At 66.5% G+C, this 13,497-nt stretch carries 14 protein-coding genes; 5 read left to right on the top strand and 9 right to left on the bottom strand.

Translation table 11 applies throughout. The annotated features are described in order from the left end of the window. Position 1: 1 nt before the first annotated feature. The gene (locus tag HWX39_RS19215) at positions 2 to 766 is read right to left on the bottom strand and encodes a DUF899 domain-containing protein (protein ID WP_175969532.1); all 765 of its coding nucleotides are present in this window, start codon (positions 764 to 766) and stop codon (positions 2 to 4) included. A gap of 114 nt (positions 767 to 880) precedes the next feature. Between HWX39_RS19215 and HWX39_RS19210 the strand changes: the two genes are divergently transcribed. The 3 genes from HWX39_RS19210 to HWX39_RS19200 all read left to right on the top strand — a co-directional run bounded on the left by HWX39_RS19210 (position 881) and on the right by HWX39_RS19200 (position 3,970). After that, complete coding sequence (locus HWX39_RS19210) at positions 881 to 2,101, top strand: helix-turn-helix domain-containing protein (RefSeq protein WP_175969531.1); 1,221 nt, start codon at positions 881 to 883, stop codon at positions 2,099 to 2,101. A 31-nt stretch (positions 2,102 to 2,132) separates the two neighbouring features. Continuing rightward, the gene (locus HWX39_RS19205; RefSeq protein WP_175969530.1) at positions 2,133 to 2,819 is read left to right on the top strand and encodes a PQQ-binding-like beta-propeller repeat protein; all 687 of its coding nucleotides are present in this window, start codon (positions 2,133 to 2,135) and stop codon (positions 2,817 to 2,819) included. A gap of 167 nt (positions 2,820 to 2,986) precedes the next feature. Next, positions 2,987 to 3,970 carry a DMT family transporter gene (locus HWX39_RS19200; protein WP_175969529.1) on the top strand — a complete coding sequence of 328 codons (984 nt, stop codon included), beginning with the start codon at positions 2,987 to 2,989 and terminating at the stop codon, positions 3,968 to 3,970. 54 nt (positions 3,971 to 4,024) lie between these two features. Here HWX39_RS19200 and HWX39_RS19195 read toward each other — a convergent pair whose 3' ends face one another. Beyond that, positions 4,025 to 4,348 (bottom strand): RnfH family protein, encoded by a 324-nt coding sequence (locus HWX39_RS19195; RefSeq protein ID WP_175969528.1) that lies wholly within the window; start codon positions 4,346 to 4,348, stop codon positions 4,025 to 4,027. Between the two features lie 4 nt (positions 4,349 to 4,352). Next, entirely contained in the window at positions 4,353 to 4,790 is a 438-nt protein-coding gene (locus HWX39_RS19190) for a type II toxin-antitoxin system RatA family toxin (protein ID WP_175969527.1), read from the bottom strand. Positions 4,791 to 4,888: 98 nt separating this feature from the next. On the opposite strand from HWX39_RS19190, the gene smpB reads away from it, so the two are divergent. Then, complete coding sequence (gene smpB / locus HWX39_RS19185) at positions 4,889 to 5,335, top strand: SsrA-binding protein SmpB (protein ID WP_006478511.1); 447 nt, start codon at positions 4,889 to 4,891, stop codon at positions 5,333 to 5,335. Between the two features lie 245 nt (positions 5,336 to 5,580). Here smpB and HWX39_RS19180 read toward each other — a convergent pair whose 3' ends face one another. The 3 genes from HWX39_RS19180 to ppsA form a co-directional block, all read right to left on the bottom strand. Further along, the gene (locus HWX39_RS19180) at positions 5,581 to 6,516 is read right to left on the bottom strand and encodes an SPFH domain-containing protein (RefSeq protein WP_175969526.1); all 936 of its coding nucleotides are present in this window, start codon (positions 6,514 to 6,516) and stop codon (positions 5,581 to 5,583) included. 33 nt (positions 6,517 to 6,549) lie between these two features. Then, positions 6,550 to 6,984: an NfeD family protein gene (locus HWX39_RS19175; RefSeq protein WP_175969525.1), complete on the bottom strand. Its 435-nt coding sequence runs from the start codon at positions 6,982 to 6,984 to the stop codon at positions 6,550 to 6,552. 249 nt (positions 6,985 to 7,233) lie between these two features. Beyond that, the gene (gene ppsA, locus HWX39_RS19170) at positions 7,234 to 9,633 is read right to left on the bottom strand and encodes a phosphoenolpyruvate synthase (RefSeq protein WP_175969524.1); all 2,400 of its coding nucleotides are present in this window, start codon (positions 9,631 to 9,633) and stop codon (positions 7,234 to 7,236) included. A 376-nt stretch (positions 9,634 to 10,009) separates the two neighbouring features. Here ppsA and HWX39_RS19165 point away from each other — a divergent pair, with 376 nt between their 5' ends. After that, positions 10,010 to 10,825 (top strand): pyruvate, water dikinase regulatory protein, encoded by an 816-nt coding sequence (locus tag HWX39_RS19165; RefSeq protein WP_006483812.1) that lies wholly within the window; start codon positions 10,010 to 10,012, stop codon positions 10,823 to 10,825. A gap of 80 nt (positions 10,826 to 10,905) precedes the next feature. Here the strand turns inward: HWX39_RS19165 and HWX39_RS19160 are convergent, their stop codons facing one another. The 3 genes from HWX39_RS19160 to lpxB are packed head-to-tail and all read right to left on the bottom strand — an operon-like array spanning position 10,906 to position 13,495. Further along, entirely contained in the window at positions 10,906 to 11,688 is a 783-nt protein-coding gene (locus tag HWX39_RS19160; protein WP_175969523.1) for an RNA methyltransferase, read from the bottom strand. Next, entirely contained in the window at positions 11,685 to 12,329 is a 645-nt protein-coding gene (gene rnhB, locus HWX39_RS19155; RefSeq protein WP_175953384.1) for a ribonuclease HII, read from the bottom strand. Before rnhB ends, HWX39_RS19160 begins: the two co-directional genes overlap by 4 nt. After that, positions 12,326 to 13,495: a lipid-A-disaccharide synthase gene (gene lpxB, locus HWX39_RS19150; RefSeq protein ID WP_175969522.1), complete on the bottom strand. Its 1,170-nt coding sequence runs from the start codon at positions 13,493 to 13,495 to the stop codon at positions 12,326 to 12,328. Before lpxB ends, rnhB begins: the two co-directional genes overlap by 4 nt. Positions 13,496 to 13,497 lie beyond the last annotated feature (2 nt).

Raw genomic sequence — 13,497 nt, 5'->3', positions numbered from 1 at the left:
CTCAGCCGCGTGCGTACTCGTCATGGCGGCGCCACCACGGGCCGGTCTCGTTGCGCCCGCGCGGCGCGCGATCGAGCCACTGGTACATCCCCCACAGCCCGTCGAGCCCGCGCGCATAGGTCGAGTACGTGTGATAGACGATGCCGTCCTCGCGCACGAACGCGCTCATCCCCGGGCGGTCGAGCGAATACGTGACCGCGTCGGTGCCGCATGTCGCCGCGAACTGCACGACCGGTGCCGGCGGCGGGTCCATGTCCATCGCGTGGCCGGCCCGCGCATAGTTGTACTCGACGTCGCCGGCGCGCTGCTGCGTTTCGGTGAACGACACGTTGAAGTCGAAGTTGAAATCGCTGCCGACCGACGACGCCCACGGGAAGCGCCACCCCATCCGCTGCCGGTACGCGCGCAGCTTCGCGAGCGGCGCGCGCGACACGGCGGCGAGCGTCACGTCGTGGTTCGCCAGGTGCACGGCGAAGCCGTCGAAACCGTCGGCAAGCGACGAGCACGACGGACAGCCGGCCTGGTAGTCGGGGCCGAACATGAAGTGATAGACGAGCAGTTGCGAACGGTCGAGAAACAGGTCGTCGAGTGTTGCCTGCCCGTCCTCGGTGTCGAACCGGTAGGTCTTGTCGACGCGCACCCAGGGCAGTGCCTGGCGCCGCCGCGCGAGTTCGTCGCTTTGCCGCGTCAGTGCCTTTTCCGCGTCGAGCAGCGCGCGGCGCTCGGCCAGCCATTCGTCGCGGGTTCCGGTGAGATGGGTCGTCATGGCGGGTTCCTCCTTCCGATGGGTATCCAGGCACGGCATCCGGTGCCGTGTGCGTGGTGCTAGATTAGTGGGGGGCATCGGACCGAAGGGAGTGACAAGTGTGTCGGGATTCGGATGGATTCGCTGATCACGGCGGCCGCGCGCGCGCTTGCGGCCGGTGACGCGCTCGGCGCGCTGAATCGCGTCGCGTTGCGCGACGATGCGCCGGCGCTCGCACTGCGCGGGATCGCGATGGCGCAGCTCGGCGATTTCGAACGCGCGCGCACGCTCGTGCGCGGCGCCGCTCGTGCGTTCGGCCCGAAGGAGGCCGTGGCGCGGGCGCGCTGCGTCGTCGCGGAAGCGGAGATCGCGCTCGCGTCGCGCGACCTGCGCTGGCCGACGCGCGCGCTCGATGCCGCGTGCGCGACGCTCGACGCGCACGGCGACCGCGCAAACGCCGCGCATGCACGCTATCTCGGCGTGCGCCGGCTACTGCTGATCGGCCAGCTCGACGATGCCGAGCGGCTGCTCGCGCATCTCGATCCCTCACCGTTGCCGGCTGCAGCGCGCGCCGCCCATGAGCTGATCGCGGCCGGCATCGCGATGCGCCGCATCCGCACGCACGCGGCGCGCGCCGCGCTCACCCGAGCACGCGCAGCGGCCCGCGACGCCGGCATTGCCGCGCTGACGGCCGAGGTCGACACTGCGGCGCGCGTGCTCGACGCACCGGCCGCGCGCCTCATCACGCGCGGCACATCGCGGCTCGTGCAACTCGACGAAGTGGAGGCGCTGTTCGCATCGAACGCGCTCGTCGTCGACGCGTGCCGCCACACGGTGCGCGACGCGCGCACGACCGTGTCGCTTGCGCGGCGGCCCGTGCTGTTCGTGCTCGCCCGCGCGCTCGGGGAAGCATGGCCGGCCGACGTGTCGCGCAACGCGCTCGTCGCTGCCGCGTTCCGCGCAAAACACGCGGACGAATCGCATCGCGCACGCCTGCGCGTCGAGATCGGCCGGCTGCGCGCGCTGCTGCGGCCGCTCGCGAACGTCATCGCAACCCCGCGCGGCTTCGCGCTCGAACCGCTCGGCATACGCGAGACCGTCGTCCTGGCGCGCCCGGTCGACGATCGCCACGCAGCCGTGCTCGCGCTCCTCGCCGATGGCGAAGCGTGGTCGAGCTCCGCGCTGGCGCTGGCCCTGTGCACGGGCCAGCGCACCGTGCAGCGCGCGCTCGACGCACTCGCCGAAGCGGACAAGGTCCAGGCGCTCGGCCGCGGCCGCGCACGCCGCTGGATGACGCCGCCGCTGCCCGGTTTCGCGACGACCTTGTTACTCCCTGCTCCGCTGCCGGGCGATTAGGATGGCCTCACCGAACGACGAGGTGACGAACATGAAACGCTACCGTGCAGACATCCTTCGCGAATACGGCCCGTTTCCGGGCGTCGACGGCGTACACGGCGTCACGTACGACGGGCAGTACGTGTGGTACGCGTCCGGCGACAAGCTGAATGCGCTCGACCCGGAACGCGGCACGACCGTCCGCTCGATCGACGTCGCCGCGCATGCGGGCACGGCGTTCGACGGCCGCCACCTGTTTCTGATCGTCGAAGACCGCATCGAGAAGATCGATCCGGAATCGGGCCGCGTGCTCGCGACGATCCCCGCACCCGGCGGCGGCGCCGACTCGGGGCTCGCGTGGGCCGAAGGCACGCTGTGGGTCGGCCAGTACCGCGAACGCAAGATTCATCAGATCGATCCGGAATCGGGTGCCGTGCTGCGCACGATCGAGTCGAACCGCTTCGTCACCGGCGTGACGTGGGTCGACGGCGAGCTGTGGCACGGCACCTGGGAAGCCGACGAGAGCGAATTGCGGCACATCGATCCGCGTACGGGTCGAGTGCTCGAGCAGGTCGCCATGCCGCCCGGCGTCGGGGTGTCGGGGCTCGAATCCGACGGCCGCGACCGTTTCTACTGCGGCGGCGGCAACAGCGGCAAGCTGCGCGCCGTGCGGCGCCCGGCGCGAGTGCGGGCGTCAGGCGACGGCGCCGGTGCGACGCCCGATCCGGCCGACGGCTGATCCGCGACCTGCCGCGGCCGCGAACCCTCGATAACCAGGAACGGACCGCGGCAGCTCCGTCGCACAGCACGTCGAAGCCCAGCCATGCCCCGAGTGCAGGAATGAACAAGACGCCGCCGAACCGGCGTCGCTAAGATGCGCGCTCGTTCATGTATTCGGAGCGGTCGATGCAGCGCGGTGTGGTCTATGGTGTTCTGGCAGGTGCCCTGTGGGGCATGGTCTTTCTCGTTCCGCGGTTGCTGACCGACTTCTCGCCGCTGCTGCTGAGCGCCGGCCGCTACGCGATGTACGGCCTGGTGTCGCTCGCGGCCGCGCTGCCGGCCGCCCGCTCGCTGCTCACGCGGCTGGCCCGCGAAGACCTCGTCGCGCTCGTGAAGCTCGCGGTCGTCGGCAACGTCGCGTACTACATGCTGCTGACCGGCGCCGTGCACCTGATCGGCATCGCGCCCAGCTCGCTGATCGTCGGCGTATTGCCCGTCACCGTCACGCTCGCGGGTCTCGGCGACCACGGCGCCGTGCCGCTGCGGCGGCTCGCTATCCCGCTCGCGCTGGTGATCGCGGGCATCGTCTGCATCAACGTCGACCTGTTCACGTCCGACGCAGCACACGCGACGACGCTCGGCCAGAAGCTCGCGGGCATCGCCTGCGCGGCCGGCGCGCTCGCGAGCTGGACCTGGTACGCGGTCGCGAACGCGCGCTACCTGCAGCGCCATCATCATTTCGGCGGCAACGAATGGTCGGTGCTGTGGGGCGTCGTGACCGGCCTGATCGGCGGGCTCTGCTGGATCGCTATCCTCGCGCTACCGGCCGGCACGGTGCAGGCAGCCGTCCCGGCGTCGCGCTGGCAACTGTTCTGGCTGCTGAACCTCGTGCTCGCGATCGGCGCGTCGTGGCTCGGCAACGGGCTGTGGAATGCCGCGTCGAAACGGTTGCCGCTCACGCTGTCGGGCCAGTTGATCGTGTTCGAAACCGTGTTCGCAATGCTTTACGCGTTCGTCTACGACCAGCGGATGCCGCACGCACTCGAGATCGCCGCGCTCGTGCTGCTGCTGGCAGGCGTGTACGGCTCGGTGCGACAGCACGGCAACACACCCGCCGGCGGCGCTACGCCGGGCAACGCGCCAGTCAACGCGAACGCCGCGGCCCACTGAGCGCCGCGGCGTTTGATCGGACGAATCGGAACGGAAGAAGCGGAACCGCGCGCGTCAGCGCGCGTCCTTGTGCATCCACTTGCGGCCCTCGATGGAGCCTTCGCGACGCGACTTGTCGACACGCCGCTGGCGCGCCAGTTTCGGATCGACGATCAGCGGGCGGTAGATCTCGACGCGGTCGTGGTCGGCGAGCGGCGCGTCGAGCGGCGCGAGCTTGCCGTACACGCCCGTCTTCGCGTTCGCGAGATCGATTTCCGGGTGCTGCGCGAGTACGCCGCTCGCCTCGATCGCCGAACGAACGGTCGCCCCTTCCGGCAGCGACAGCGGAATCAGCGTCTGGCGATCCGGCAGCGCGTAGCAGACTTCGATCGACAGCATCGCGTCACCCCTTCCCGTAGCGCTGGTCGGCGCGCTTCACGAACGAATCGACGAACGTGTTCGCGATATGGCTGAACACGGGCCCGATGATCTTCTCGAGCAGGATGCTCGAGAACTCGTAGTGCAGCGCGAATTCGATCTTGCACGCATCGGCACGCAGTGCCGTGAAGCGCCACGAGCCCGTGAACTTCTTGAACGGGCCGTCCGTGAACTCCATGTCGATCCGCGTCGGACGCTGCTGCGTGTTGCGCGTCGCGAAATGCTGCTTGATACCCTTGAAGTTGATGTCGATGCGCGCTTCCATCCCGGTGTCGTCCTGACGGCGAATCTCGACGCCGCCGCACCAGGGCAGGAAATTGGGGTAATCGGCCACGTCGGTGACGAGGTCGAACATCTGTTCCGCCGAATGACGGATCAATACTGTTTTCTGGACATCTGCCATAAATCGCGCGGCATCGCTTAAGGTGAGAACGCAAGCCGGGCGATTCTCGCCCCGCTTTGCTAAAATCGTGATTTTAAACGAGTTGGCCCAATCCATTCATGAGCATCATCGACAACAGGAAGGCGCACTTCGATTATCACATCGAGGAACGCTACGAGGCGGGGCTCGTGCTGGAGGGCTGGGAAGTCAAGGCGCTGCGCGCCGGGCGCGGCCAGATCAAGGAAGGCTACGTCGTGGTGAAGAACGCCGAGATCTTTCTGATCGGCACCCATATCAGCCCGCTGCCCGAAGCCTCGACGCACATCAAGCCCGACCCGGTTCGCACGCGCAAGCTGCTGCTGCACCGTGAGGAAATCAAGAAACTGATCGGCAAGGTCGAGCAGCGCGGCTACACGCTCGTGCCGCTGAACTTCCATTACAAGGGGGGGCGCGTGAAGTGCGACATCGCGCTCGCGAAGGGCAAGAAGCTGCACGACAAGCGCGAAACCGAGAAAAAGCGCGACTGGGAACGCGAAAAGGCACGCATCATGCGCGCCGGCACCTGACCGCGCACACCACGCATCACAAACGACACGGCCCGCTCTAAGCGGGCCGTGTTGCTTTGGGTGACGTGAATCCGGCATGCCGGCTGCCCGGCAGTGGCCGGATCGGCACTTCGCGCGCCACGCCGCCCGTTTCGATTGAAGAAAGGGTCCGCCTGCGGGGCGACACGGGCATCACTCGTGCCCCGGCTGCGCGACGATTCGCCGCACGCGGCAAGGTGACCTCCTGCGCACCGCGCAGGTCCGACTCAGGCCTTCCCGGCCGAAGCCGCCCCCGCGCTCTTGACGATCGTCAGTGCTGACGAGATCGCGGTGCCGAGATCCGACAGGTTCGCCGGCACGATCAGCGTGTTGCCCTGCTTCGCGAGATTCGAGAATGCGCTGACATACTGCTCGGCAACCTTCAGGTTCACCGCGTCCATCCCGCCCTGCGATTGCATCGCGTTCGCGATCTTCTGGATCGCCTGCGCGTTCGCCTCGGCCACCGCCAGAATCGCAGCGGCCTCGCCCTGCGCCTGGTTGATCGCGGCCTGCCGCTCGCCCTCGGATTTCTGGATCGCCGCTTCGCGTGCGCCCGACGCGAGGTTGATCTGCTCCTGCTTGCGGCCTTCGGAGGCAGCGATCAGCGCGCGCTTTTCACGCTCCGCGGTAATCTGCGCCTGCATCGCGTGCAGAATTTCCTTCGGCGGCGTCAGGTCCTTGATCTCGTAGCGCAACACCTTCACGCCCCAGTTCGCGGCGGCCTCGTCGAGCGCCGACACGATGCTGTGGTTGATGAAGTCGCGCTCCTCGAAAGTCTTGTCGAGCTCCAGCTTGCCGATCACCGAGCGCAGCATCGTCTGCGACAACTGCGTGATCGCAAGCACGAAGTTGCTCGACCCGTACGACGCCTTCATCGGGTCCATCACCTGGAAATACAGCACGCCGTCGACTTGCAGCTGCGTGTTGTCGCGCGTGATGCAGATCTGGCTCGGCACGTCGAGCGGGATTTCCTTCAGCACATGCCGATACGCGATGCGATCGACGAACGGCAGCACGATATTGAGACCGGGCGACAGCGTCGCGTGATAGCGACCGAAGCGCTCGAGCACCCACGCATGTTGCTGCGGCACGATCTTCACCGTCTTCGACACGATCACGATCGCGATGACGAGCAGGACAACCCAGATGATCAGCGAATCCATGAAGTATTCCCTCCTTGTTGTATCGGCGGACGATCAGCCCGCGGGTTTCGCCACGACCACGAGACAGCTGCCGCGCACGGCGCTTACCTGATATACGTGCGCATCGTCGCGCTCGCCGCTCGCAAGCTCGACGTCCCAGTCGGCCCCGCGATACTGCACACGCGCGCGGCCGTCGCGCCACGCGTCGACCGTGACGGTCGCGCCGATATCGAGATTGACGTCGGGATTCGTCGACGTGTCGCGCTTCTGCTTGCGACCGAGCCCCGAACGGCGCAGCACGATCATCGCGACGATCGCGACCACCGCCGCCGCACCGAACTGCATGTGCGGCGCGAAACCGGCCAGTTGCAGCAGCCCGCCCGCGAGAAAGCCGAGCGCGATCATCAGCAGGTAGAACGTGCCCGTCAGCAATTCGGCCACGACCAGCACACCCACCGCGACCCACCAGAACAGATGCCCCGACATCATTGTGGTCTCCAGAAAAACATCCCCGTGCTCACCTGCGTTGCATGGAACCAGAATAAGCGTTGGAGCGCTACTCCGGTGCGACATGCGCGCTGCCCCGAGGGGCTGTCGGCACGCTTGGGGCGGCCCGGGGGTACCGACAAACAAAAACACCCCGGTGCCTACCGGGGTGTTTATAGCATGAAGCTTGCATTTTGCCTTCAACGAAAGCACGGCGCCGCCGTGCTTTCGCCGATGGTGCGTTACCGACCGTTACTTCCGGTTGGCAAGCGCCTGCCACGTATCGATGATCGTGTCGGGGTTCAGCGAGATCGACACGATGCCTTCGTCCGTCAGCCATTGCGCGAAGTCCGGGTGATCGGACGGGCCCTGGCCGCAGATGCCGACATACTTGCCCATCTTGCGGCAGGTATCGATCGCGCGCTTCAGCAGGAACTTGACGGCCGGGTCGCGTTCGTCGAAGTCGACAGCCAGCAGTTCCATGCCCGAATCGCGGTCGAGGCCCAGCGTGAGCTGCGTGAGGTCGTTCGACCCGATCGAGAAACCGTCGAAGAACTGCAGGAAATCTTCGGCGAGGATCGCGTTGGTCGGGACTTCGCACATCATCACGAGGCGCAGGCCGTTTTCGCCGCGCTTCAGGCCGAACTTCTCCAGCAGGCCGACGACGCGCTCCGCCTGCTTCACGGTACGCACGAACGGCACCATGATCTCGACGTTGGTCAGGCCCATCTCGTCGCGCACGCGCTTCAGTGCACGGCACTCCATCTCGAACGCCTGCGCGAAGTCTTCAGCGATGTAACGCGACGCGCCGCGGAAGCCCAGCATCGGGTTTTCCTCGTCCGGCTCGTAACGCGAGCCGCCGATCAGCTTCTTGTACTCGTTCGACTTGAAGTCGGACAGACGCACGATCACGGGCTTCGGATAGAACGCCGCGGCGATCGTCGCGACACCTTCCGTCAGCTTGTCGACGTAGAACTGACGCGGCGATGCGTGACCGCGCGCGACGCTCTCGACGGCCTTCTTCAGGTCCTGGTCGATGTTCGGGTACTCGAGGATCGCCTTCGGGTGAACGCCGATGTTGTTGTTGATGATGAACTCGAGACGCGCGAGGCCCACGCCGGCGTTCGGCAACTGCGAGAAGTCGAACGCGAGCTGCGGGTTGCCGACGTTCATCATGATCTTGACCGGGATTTCCGGCAGTTCGCCGCGCTGCACTTCCGTGACTTCCGTCTCGAGCAGGCCGTCGTAGATCTTGCCTTCGTCGCCTTCCGCGCACGACACGGTGACGAGCGCGCCGTCCTTCAGGATGTCGGTTGCGTCGCCGCAGCCGACGACTGCCGGCACGCCGAGTTCACGCGCGATGATCGCCGCGTGGCAGGTCCGGCCGCCACGGTTCGTGACGATCGCCGCTGCACGCTTCATCACCGGCTCCCAATTCGGGTCGGTCATGTCGGCCACGAGCACGTCGCCCGGCTGCACGCGCTCCATTTCCGACGGATCCTGGATCACGCGCACGGGGCCCGCGCCGATCTTCTGGCCGATCGCACGACCCGTCGCGAGCACCTGCGACTGGCCCTTCAGCTTGAAGCGCTGCTCGGCCTTGCCGGTCGCCTGGCTCTTCACGGTTTCCGGGCGTGCCTGCAGGATGAAGATCTTGCCGTCGCGGCCGTCCTTGCCCCACTCGATGTCCATCGGACGCTGGTAGTGCTTCTCGATGATGACCGCATACTTCGCCAGCTCGATCACGTCTTCGTCGGTGATCGAGTAGCGGTTGCGCTGCTCGTGCGGCACGTCGACCGTCTTCACGCGGCCCGGCTCGCCCGGCTGCGTGAATTCCATCTTGATCAGCTTCGAGCCGATCGAACGGCGGATGATCGGGTACTTGTCCTGCGCGAGCGTCGTCTTGAACACATAGAACTCGTCCGGGTTCACTGCGCCCTGCACGACGGTTTCACCCAGGCCATAGCTCGACGTGATGAACACGGCGTCCTTGAAGCCCGATTCGGTGTCGATCGTGAACATCACGCCGGCCGCGCCAACGTCCGAGCGAACCATGCGCTGCACGCCGGCCGACAGCGCGACTTCCGCGTGCGTGAAGCCCTTGTGCACGCGATACGAGATCGCGCGGTCGTTGTACAGCGACGCGAACACGTGCTTCATGCGGTCGAGCACGTCATCGATGCCGACGACGTTCAGGTACGACTCCTGCTGGCCGGCGAACGATGCGTCGGGCAGGTCTTCCGCGGTCGCGGACGAACGCACGGCGAACGACAACTCGCCCGGCGAGCTCTTCGTCAGGATGTCGAACTGCTCACGGATTTCCTGCTCGAGACGTGCCTGCATCGGCGCATCGACGATCCACTTGCGGATTTCGGCACCGGCTTCGGCGAGCGCCTTCACGTCGTCGATGTCGAGCGACTCGAGACGCTTGGCGATGCGGTCGGTAAGGTCGTTGTGCTTGAGGAAATCGCGGAACGCGAGCGCGGTCGTGGCAAAACCGGTGGGTACGCGAACGCCTGCTTCGGAAAGCTGGCTGATCATTTCGCCAAGCGACGCATTCTTGCCGCCGACGATCTCCACATCGGTCATCCGCAACTGCTCGAACGGAATTACATACGCCTGGTCCTTTGCGACGTTTGCTGCGTTAGTCATACAAGCCCCTAAGTGTGAAAAAAATGCTCGATTGCGCAAGTGGGCTTGGACGCGGGCGCTTGCAAAAAGGCGCGGCGCGTCTTGCGCAACCTGTTAGATAAACAATCGCAGCGCCGGATAATCTTCCGACCCGATTTGCAAAAATCCCGGCAGAAGGGCGATATTTGCAGACAAATCGCCAAACTTGCCGGGAATTTTGGAATCAAGCGGCGAAGCCCGCGGCGCCGTTCGCGCCCTGCCCCCGCAATTGCTTATCCAACAGGTTGCCGCTATTCTACCGTGCCGGCTGCCGGATGTGGCGCGACCTTGTCACTGCGTCTGGAGGCGGACCTCCAGCCGCCCGCGCAACCGCCCTTCACGTTCGACGCCCAGATTCATGCTGCCTACCGTATTCATCGTCTCCGACGGCACCGGGATCACTGCCGAAACCTTCGCGCATTCGATCCTCTCCCAGTTCGACCAGAAATTCCGTCTCGTGCGCGTGCCGTTCGTCGACTCGCTCGACAAGGCCTATGCGACCGTCGAGAAGATCAACGAGGCCGCCGTGCACGACGGCCGCCGCGCGATCGTGTTCACGACGCTCGTCGACAGCGAGTCGAACGACATCGTCAAGCGCTCGAACGCACTCGTGCTCGACATGTTCCAGCGCTTCGTCGAACCGCTCGAGCAGGAACTGGAGCTCAAGTCGAGCCACGCGATGGGCCGCGGCCACCAGAACGCGGACACCGAGGAATACAAGACCCGGATCGAGGCGATCAACTTCTCGCTCGCCCACGACGACGGCCAGTCGAACCGCAACCTGTCGGAAGCCGACGTAATCCTCGTCGGCGTGTCGCGCAGCGGCAAGACGCCGACGAGCCTGTATCTCGCGATGCAGTACGGCGTGAAGGCAGCAAACTATCCGCTGATTCCGGAAGATTTCGAGCGCGGCAAGCTGCCGTCGGCGCTGTCGCCGTACAGCGAGAAGCTGTTCGGGCTGTCGATCGACCCGCAGCGCCTGTCCGAGATCCGTAACGAGCGTCGGCCGGGCAGCAAATACGCGGCGCCCGAGAACTGTCGCTACGAGATCAACGAAGCCGAAGCGATGATGCGCCGCGAGGGGATCAAGTGGCTGTCGTCGACGCACAAGTCGATCGAGGAAATCGCGACGACGATCCTGCAGGAAATCCGCCTCGACCGGCAGTCGTACTAAGACTGGCCGCCGCCGGAAACAACAAGGCCGCGCGAACGCGGCCTTTTTCATGGTGCGGAGGAGCACGCACGCGTATGGCGTCACGCACGCCGCTGCTGACGCACCTGCTCGAACAGGCAGACCGCGGCCGCGGCCGCGACGTTCAGCGACTCCATCCCGCCCGGCTGCGGGATCGTTACGCGAAGCGTGGCCGCGTCGCGCCAAAACGCCGACACGCCGGCACCCTCGTTGCCGAACACCCATGCAACCGGCCCCGACAGGTCGCAGTCGTAGACCGCCTGCGCACCGTGCGAGTCGGTCAGCGCGACCGGCACGTCGAGGCGCTCGGCGAGCGCGCCCGCTTCGACGTCCTCGTGGATCGACAGCAGGAAATGCGCCCCCATGCCCGAGCGCAGCACCTTCGACGACCATGCGTACGCGGTCCCCGGCGCACAGAACACGTGGCGCACGCCTGCAGCCGCCGCGCTGCGCAGGATCGAGCCGACGTTGCCGGCGTCCTGCACGCCGTCGAGCACGACCGACGTATGCGTCACGCGCGCCGGCAGCGGCTGCGCCGGCCGGTCGACGAGCAGCAGGAAGCCGACGCCGCTGACGACGTTCGACAACTGCCCGAACAGTGCATCGGGCAGCGTGACGATCCGTTGCGCATCGATGCGCGCGACGATCGCCTGGGCCTCGGCGTGGCCGAGTGCGCCTTCGGTCGTGACGCACAGCTCGGGCGTCGCGCCAGTGTCGAGGTACGCGCTTGCGAGATGGAATCCTTCGAGCAGCGCCTGGCCGCCGCGGCGCTGATGGGACGTCGAACCCGCGAGCGCCTTCAGGCGCTTGTACAGCGGGTTGTCGCGGGAAGTAATGCTTTTCATCGAATCAGGTCGAGCGCCGCACGCACCGGTGCGAACGAGCGCCGATGGGCCTCGCACGGGCCGTGCTCGCGCAGTGCGGCAAGATGTTTCGCGGTGCCGTAGCCCGCATGCACGTTGAAGCCGTACACGGGGAAGCGTTCGTGCAGGTCGACGAGCATGCGGTCGCGTGTGACCTTCGCGAGGATCGACGCGGCCGAGATGCTCGGCACGAGCGCATCGCCGCTGACGATCGCTTCGGCACGCACCGTCAGCGTCGGGCAGCGGTTGCCGTCGATCTGCGCGAGCGTCGGCAGCACCGACAACCCTTCAACCGCCCGCTTCATCGCGAGCATCGTCGCGTGCAGGATGTTCAGCGTGTCGATCTCGTCGACGCTCGCCGATGCGACGCAATACGACAGCGAGCGAGCGACGATCAGCTCGTACAGCGCCTCGCGCTTCTTCGCGGACAGCGCCTTCGAATCGTCGAGCCCGTCGATCGGCTGCGCCGGATCGAGGATCACCGCGGCGGCCACCACCGGCCCCGCGAGCGGGCCGCGGCCCGCTTCGTCGACGCCGCAGACGATCTCGTCGGGACGGCTGAAATCGAAACCGCCCTGCCCGTCGCTCGACGCGCGACGGCGTGGTGCACGTACTGCGGTCATGCGCGCCCCTTGCGTTGTTCGAGCACGCGCACGACCGCTTCGGCCGCCTTCGCGGCCGTGTTCTGTCGCAGCGAAAGATGCATTTCCGTAAATACTTCGGTCAGCGTGCGGCGGTTCGCGTCATCGCGCAGCTGCGTGAGCGTCGCATCGGCGAGCGCCTCGGGCGTCGCGAAATGCTGCAGCAGCTCGGGCACGACGAAACGCCCCGCCAGGATGTTCGGCAAGCCGACGTACGGCAGGTAACCCTGCCTGCGCATGATCTGCCCGGTCAGCCAGGGCACCTTGTACGAAATCACCATCGGCTTCTTCAGCAGCGCGGCTTCCAGCGTCACCGTACCGCTCTTCACGAGGATCGCGTCGGCAGCCGTCATCGCGACCTGCGAGCGGCCGTCGGTGATCGTCAGCGCAAGCTGAGGATGCGCATCGACGAGCGGCTGCAGCAGCGCGCGCAGCGCCGGCGTCGCCGCCGGCATCACGAACCGCACGCCGGGCTCGCGCTGCTGCATCAGCGCCATCGCCGCGAAGAACGTCGGGCCGATCAGCGCGATTTCCGAGCGCCGGCTGCCCGGCAACACGGCGATCACCGGGCCGTCGGCCGGCAGTCCGAGCGCGATGCGCGCACCCTGCGTGTCGGGTTCGAGCGGGATCTCGTCGGCGAGCGGATGGCCGACGTAGGTCGAGGCAACGCCTGCCTTGTCGAGGATCGCCGGTTCGAACGGGAACAGGCACAGCATGTGATCGACTGACTTCGCGATCTTCTTGATCCGGCCGCCGCGCCATGCCCAGATCGACGGGCACACGAAGTGAATCGACGGGATGCCCGCGTCGCGCGCGGCCTGTTCGACGTTGAAGTTGAAGTCGGGCGCGTCGATGCCGATGAAGGCGTCCGGCCGCTCGGCGAGCAACTGGCGCTTCAGCTCGCCGCGAATCCGCAGGATCTCGGGAATCTGGCCCAGCGCCTCGACGTAGCCGCGCACGGTCAGCTTGTCCATCTGCCAGTGCGAGTCGAAGCCATGTGCGATCATCCGCTGCCCGCCGATCCCGTAGTACTGGGCCGATTCGGGCAGCCGCTCGCGCAGCCCGCCGAGCAGCGACGCGCCGAGCAGGTCGCCCGACGGTTCGCCGGCCACCATCGCGAGCCGGAGCTGAGTGGTCGGAAGCGGCATCG

This window comes from Burkholderia sp. BCC0322 (assembly GCF_902833045.1).
Lineage (GTDB): Bacteria > Pseudomonadota > Gammaproteobacteria > Burkholderiales > Burkholderiaceae > Burkholderia.
This window is presented reverse-complemented; position numbering and strand designations above follow the sequence as displayed.

Bases quoted from the DNA above. Each gene is read 5' to 3' on its own strand.
- HWX39_RS19215 (WP_175969532.1), bottom strand. From the start codon at position 766: ATGACGACCCATCTCACCGGAACCCGCGACGAATGGCTGGCCGAGCGC.
- HWX39_RS19210 (WP_175969531.1), top strand. From the start codon at position 881: ATGGATTCGCTGATCACGGCGGCCGCGCGCGCGCTTGCGGCCGGTGAC.
- HWX39_RS19205 (WP_175969530.1), top strand. From the start codon at position 2,133: ATGAAACGCTACCGTGCAGACATCCTTCGCGAATACGGCCCGTTTCCG.
- HWX39_RS19200 (WP_175969529.1), top strand. From the start codon at position 2,987: ATGCAGCGCGGTGTGGTCTATGGTGTTCTGGCAGGTGCCCTGTGGGGC.
- HWX39_RS19195 (WP_175969528.1), bottom strand. From the start codon at position 4,348: ATGCTGTCGATCGAAGTCTGCTACGCGCTGCCGGATCGCCAGACGCTG.
- HWX39_RS19190 (WP_175969527.1), bottom strand. From the start codon at position 4,790: ATGGCAGATGTCCAGAAAACAGTATTGATCCGTCATTCGGCGGAACAG.
- smpB (WP_006478511.1), top strand. From the start codon at position 4,889: ATGAGCATCATCGACAACAGGAAGGCGCACTTCGATTATCACATCGAG.
- HWX39_RS19180 (WP_175969526.1), bottom strand. From the start codon at position 6,516: ATGGATTCGCTGATCATCTGGGTTGTCCTGCTCGTCATCGCGATCGTG.
- HWX39_RS19175 (WP_175969525.1), bottom strand. From the start codon at position 6,984: ATGATGTCGGGGCATCTGTTCTGGTGGGTCGCGGTGGGTGTGCTGGTC.
- ppsA (WP_175969524.1), bottom strand. From the start codon at position 9,633: ATGACTAACGCAGCAAACGTCGCAAAGGACCAGGCGTATGTAATTCCG.
- HWX39_RS19165 (WP_006483812.1), top strand. From the start codon at position 10,010: ATGCTGCCTACCGTATTCATCGTCTCCGACGGCACCGGGATCACTGCC.
- HWX39_RS19160 (WP_175969523.1), bottom strand. From the start codon at position 11,688: ATGAAAAGCATTACTTCCCGCGACAACCCGCTGTACAAGCGCCTGAAG.
- rnhB (WP_175953384.1), bottom strand. From the start codon at position 12,329: ATGACCGCAGTACGTGCACCACGCCGTCGCGCGTCGAGCGACGGGCAG.
- lpxB (WP_175969522.1), bottom strand. From the start codon at position 13,495: ATGCCGCTTCCGACCACTCAGCTCCGGCTCGCGATGGTGGCCGGCGAA.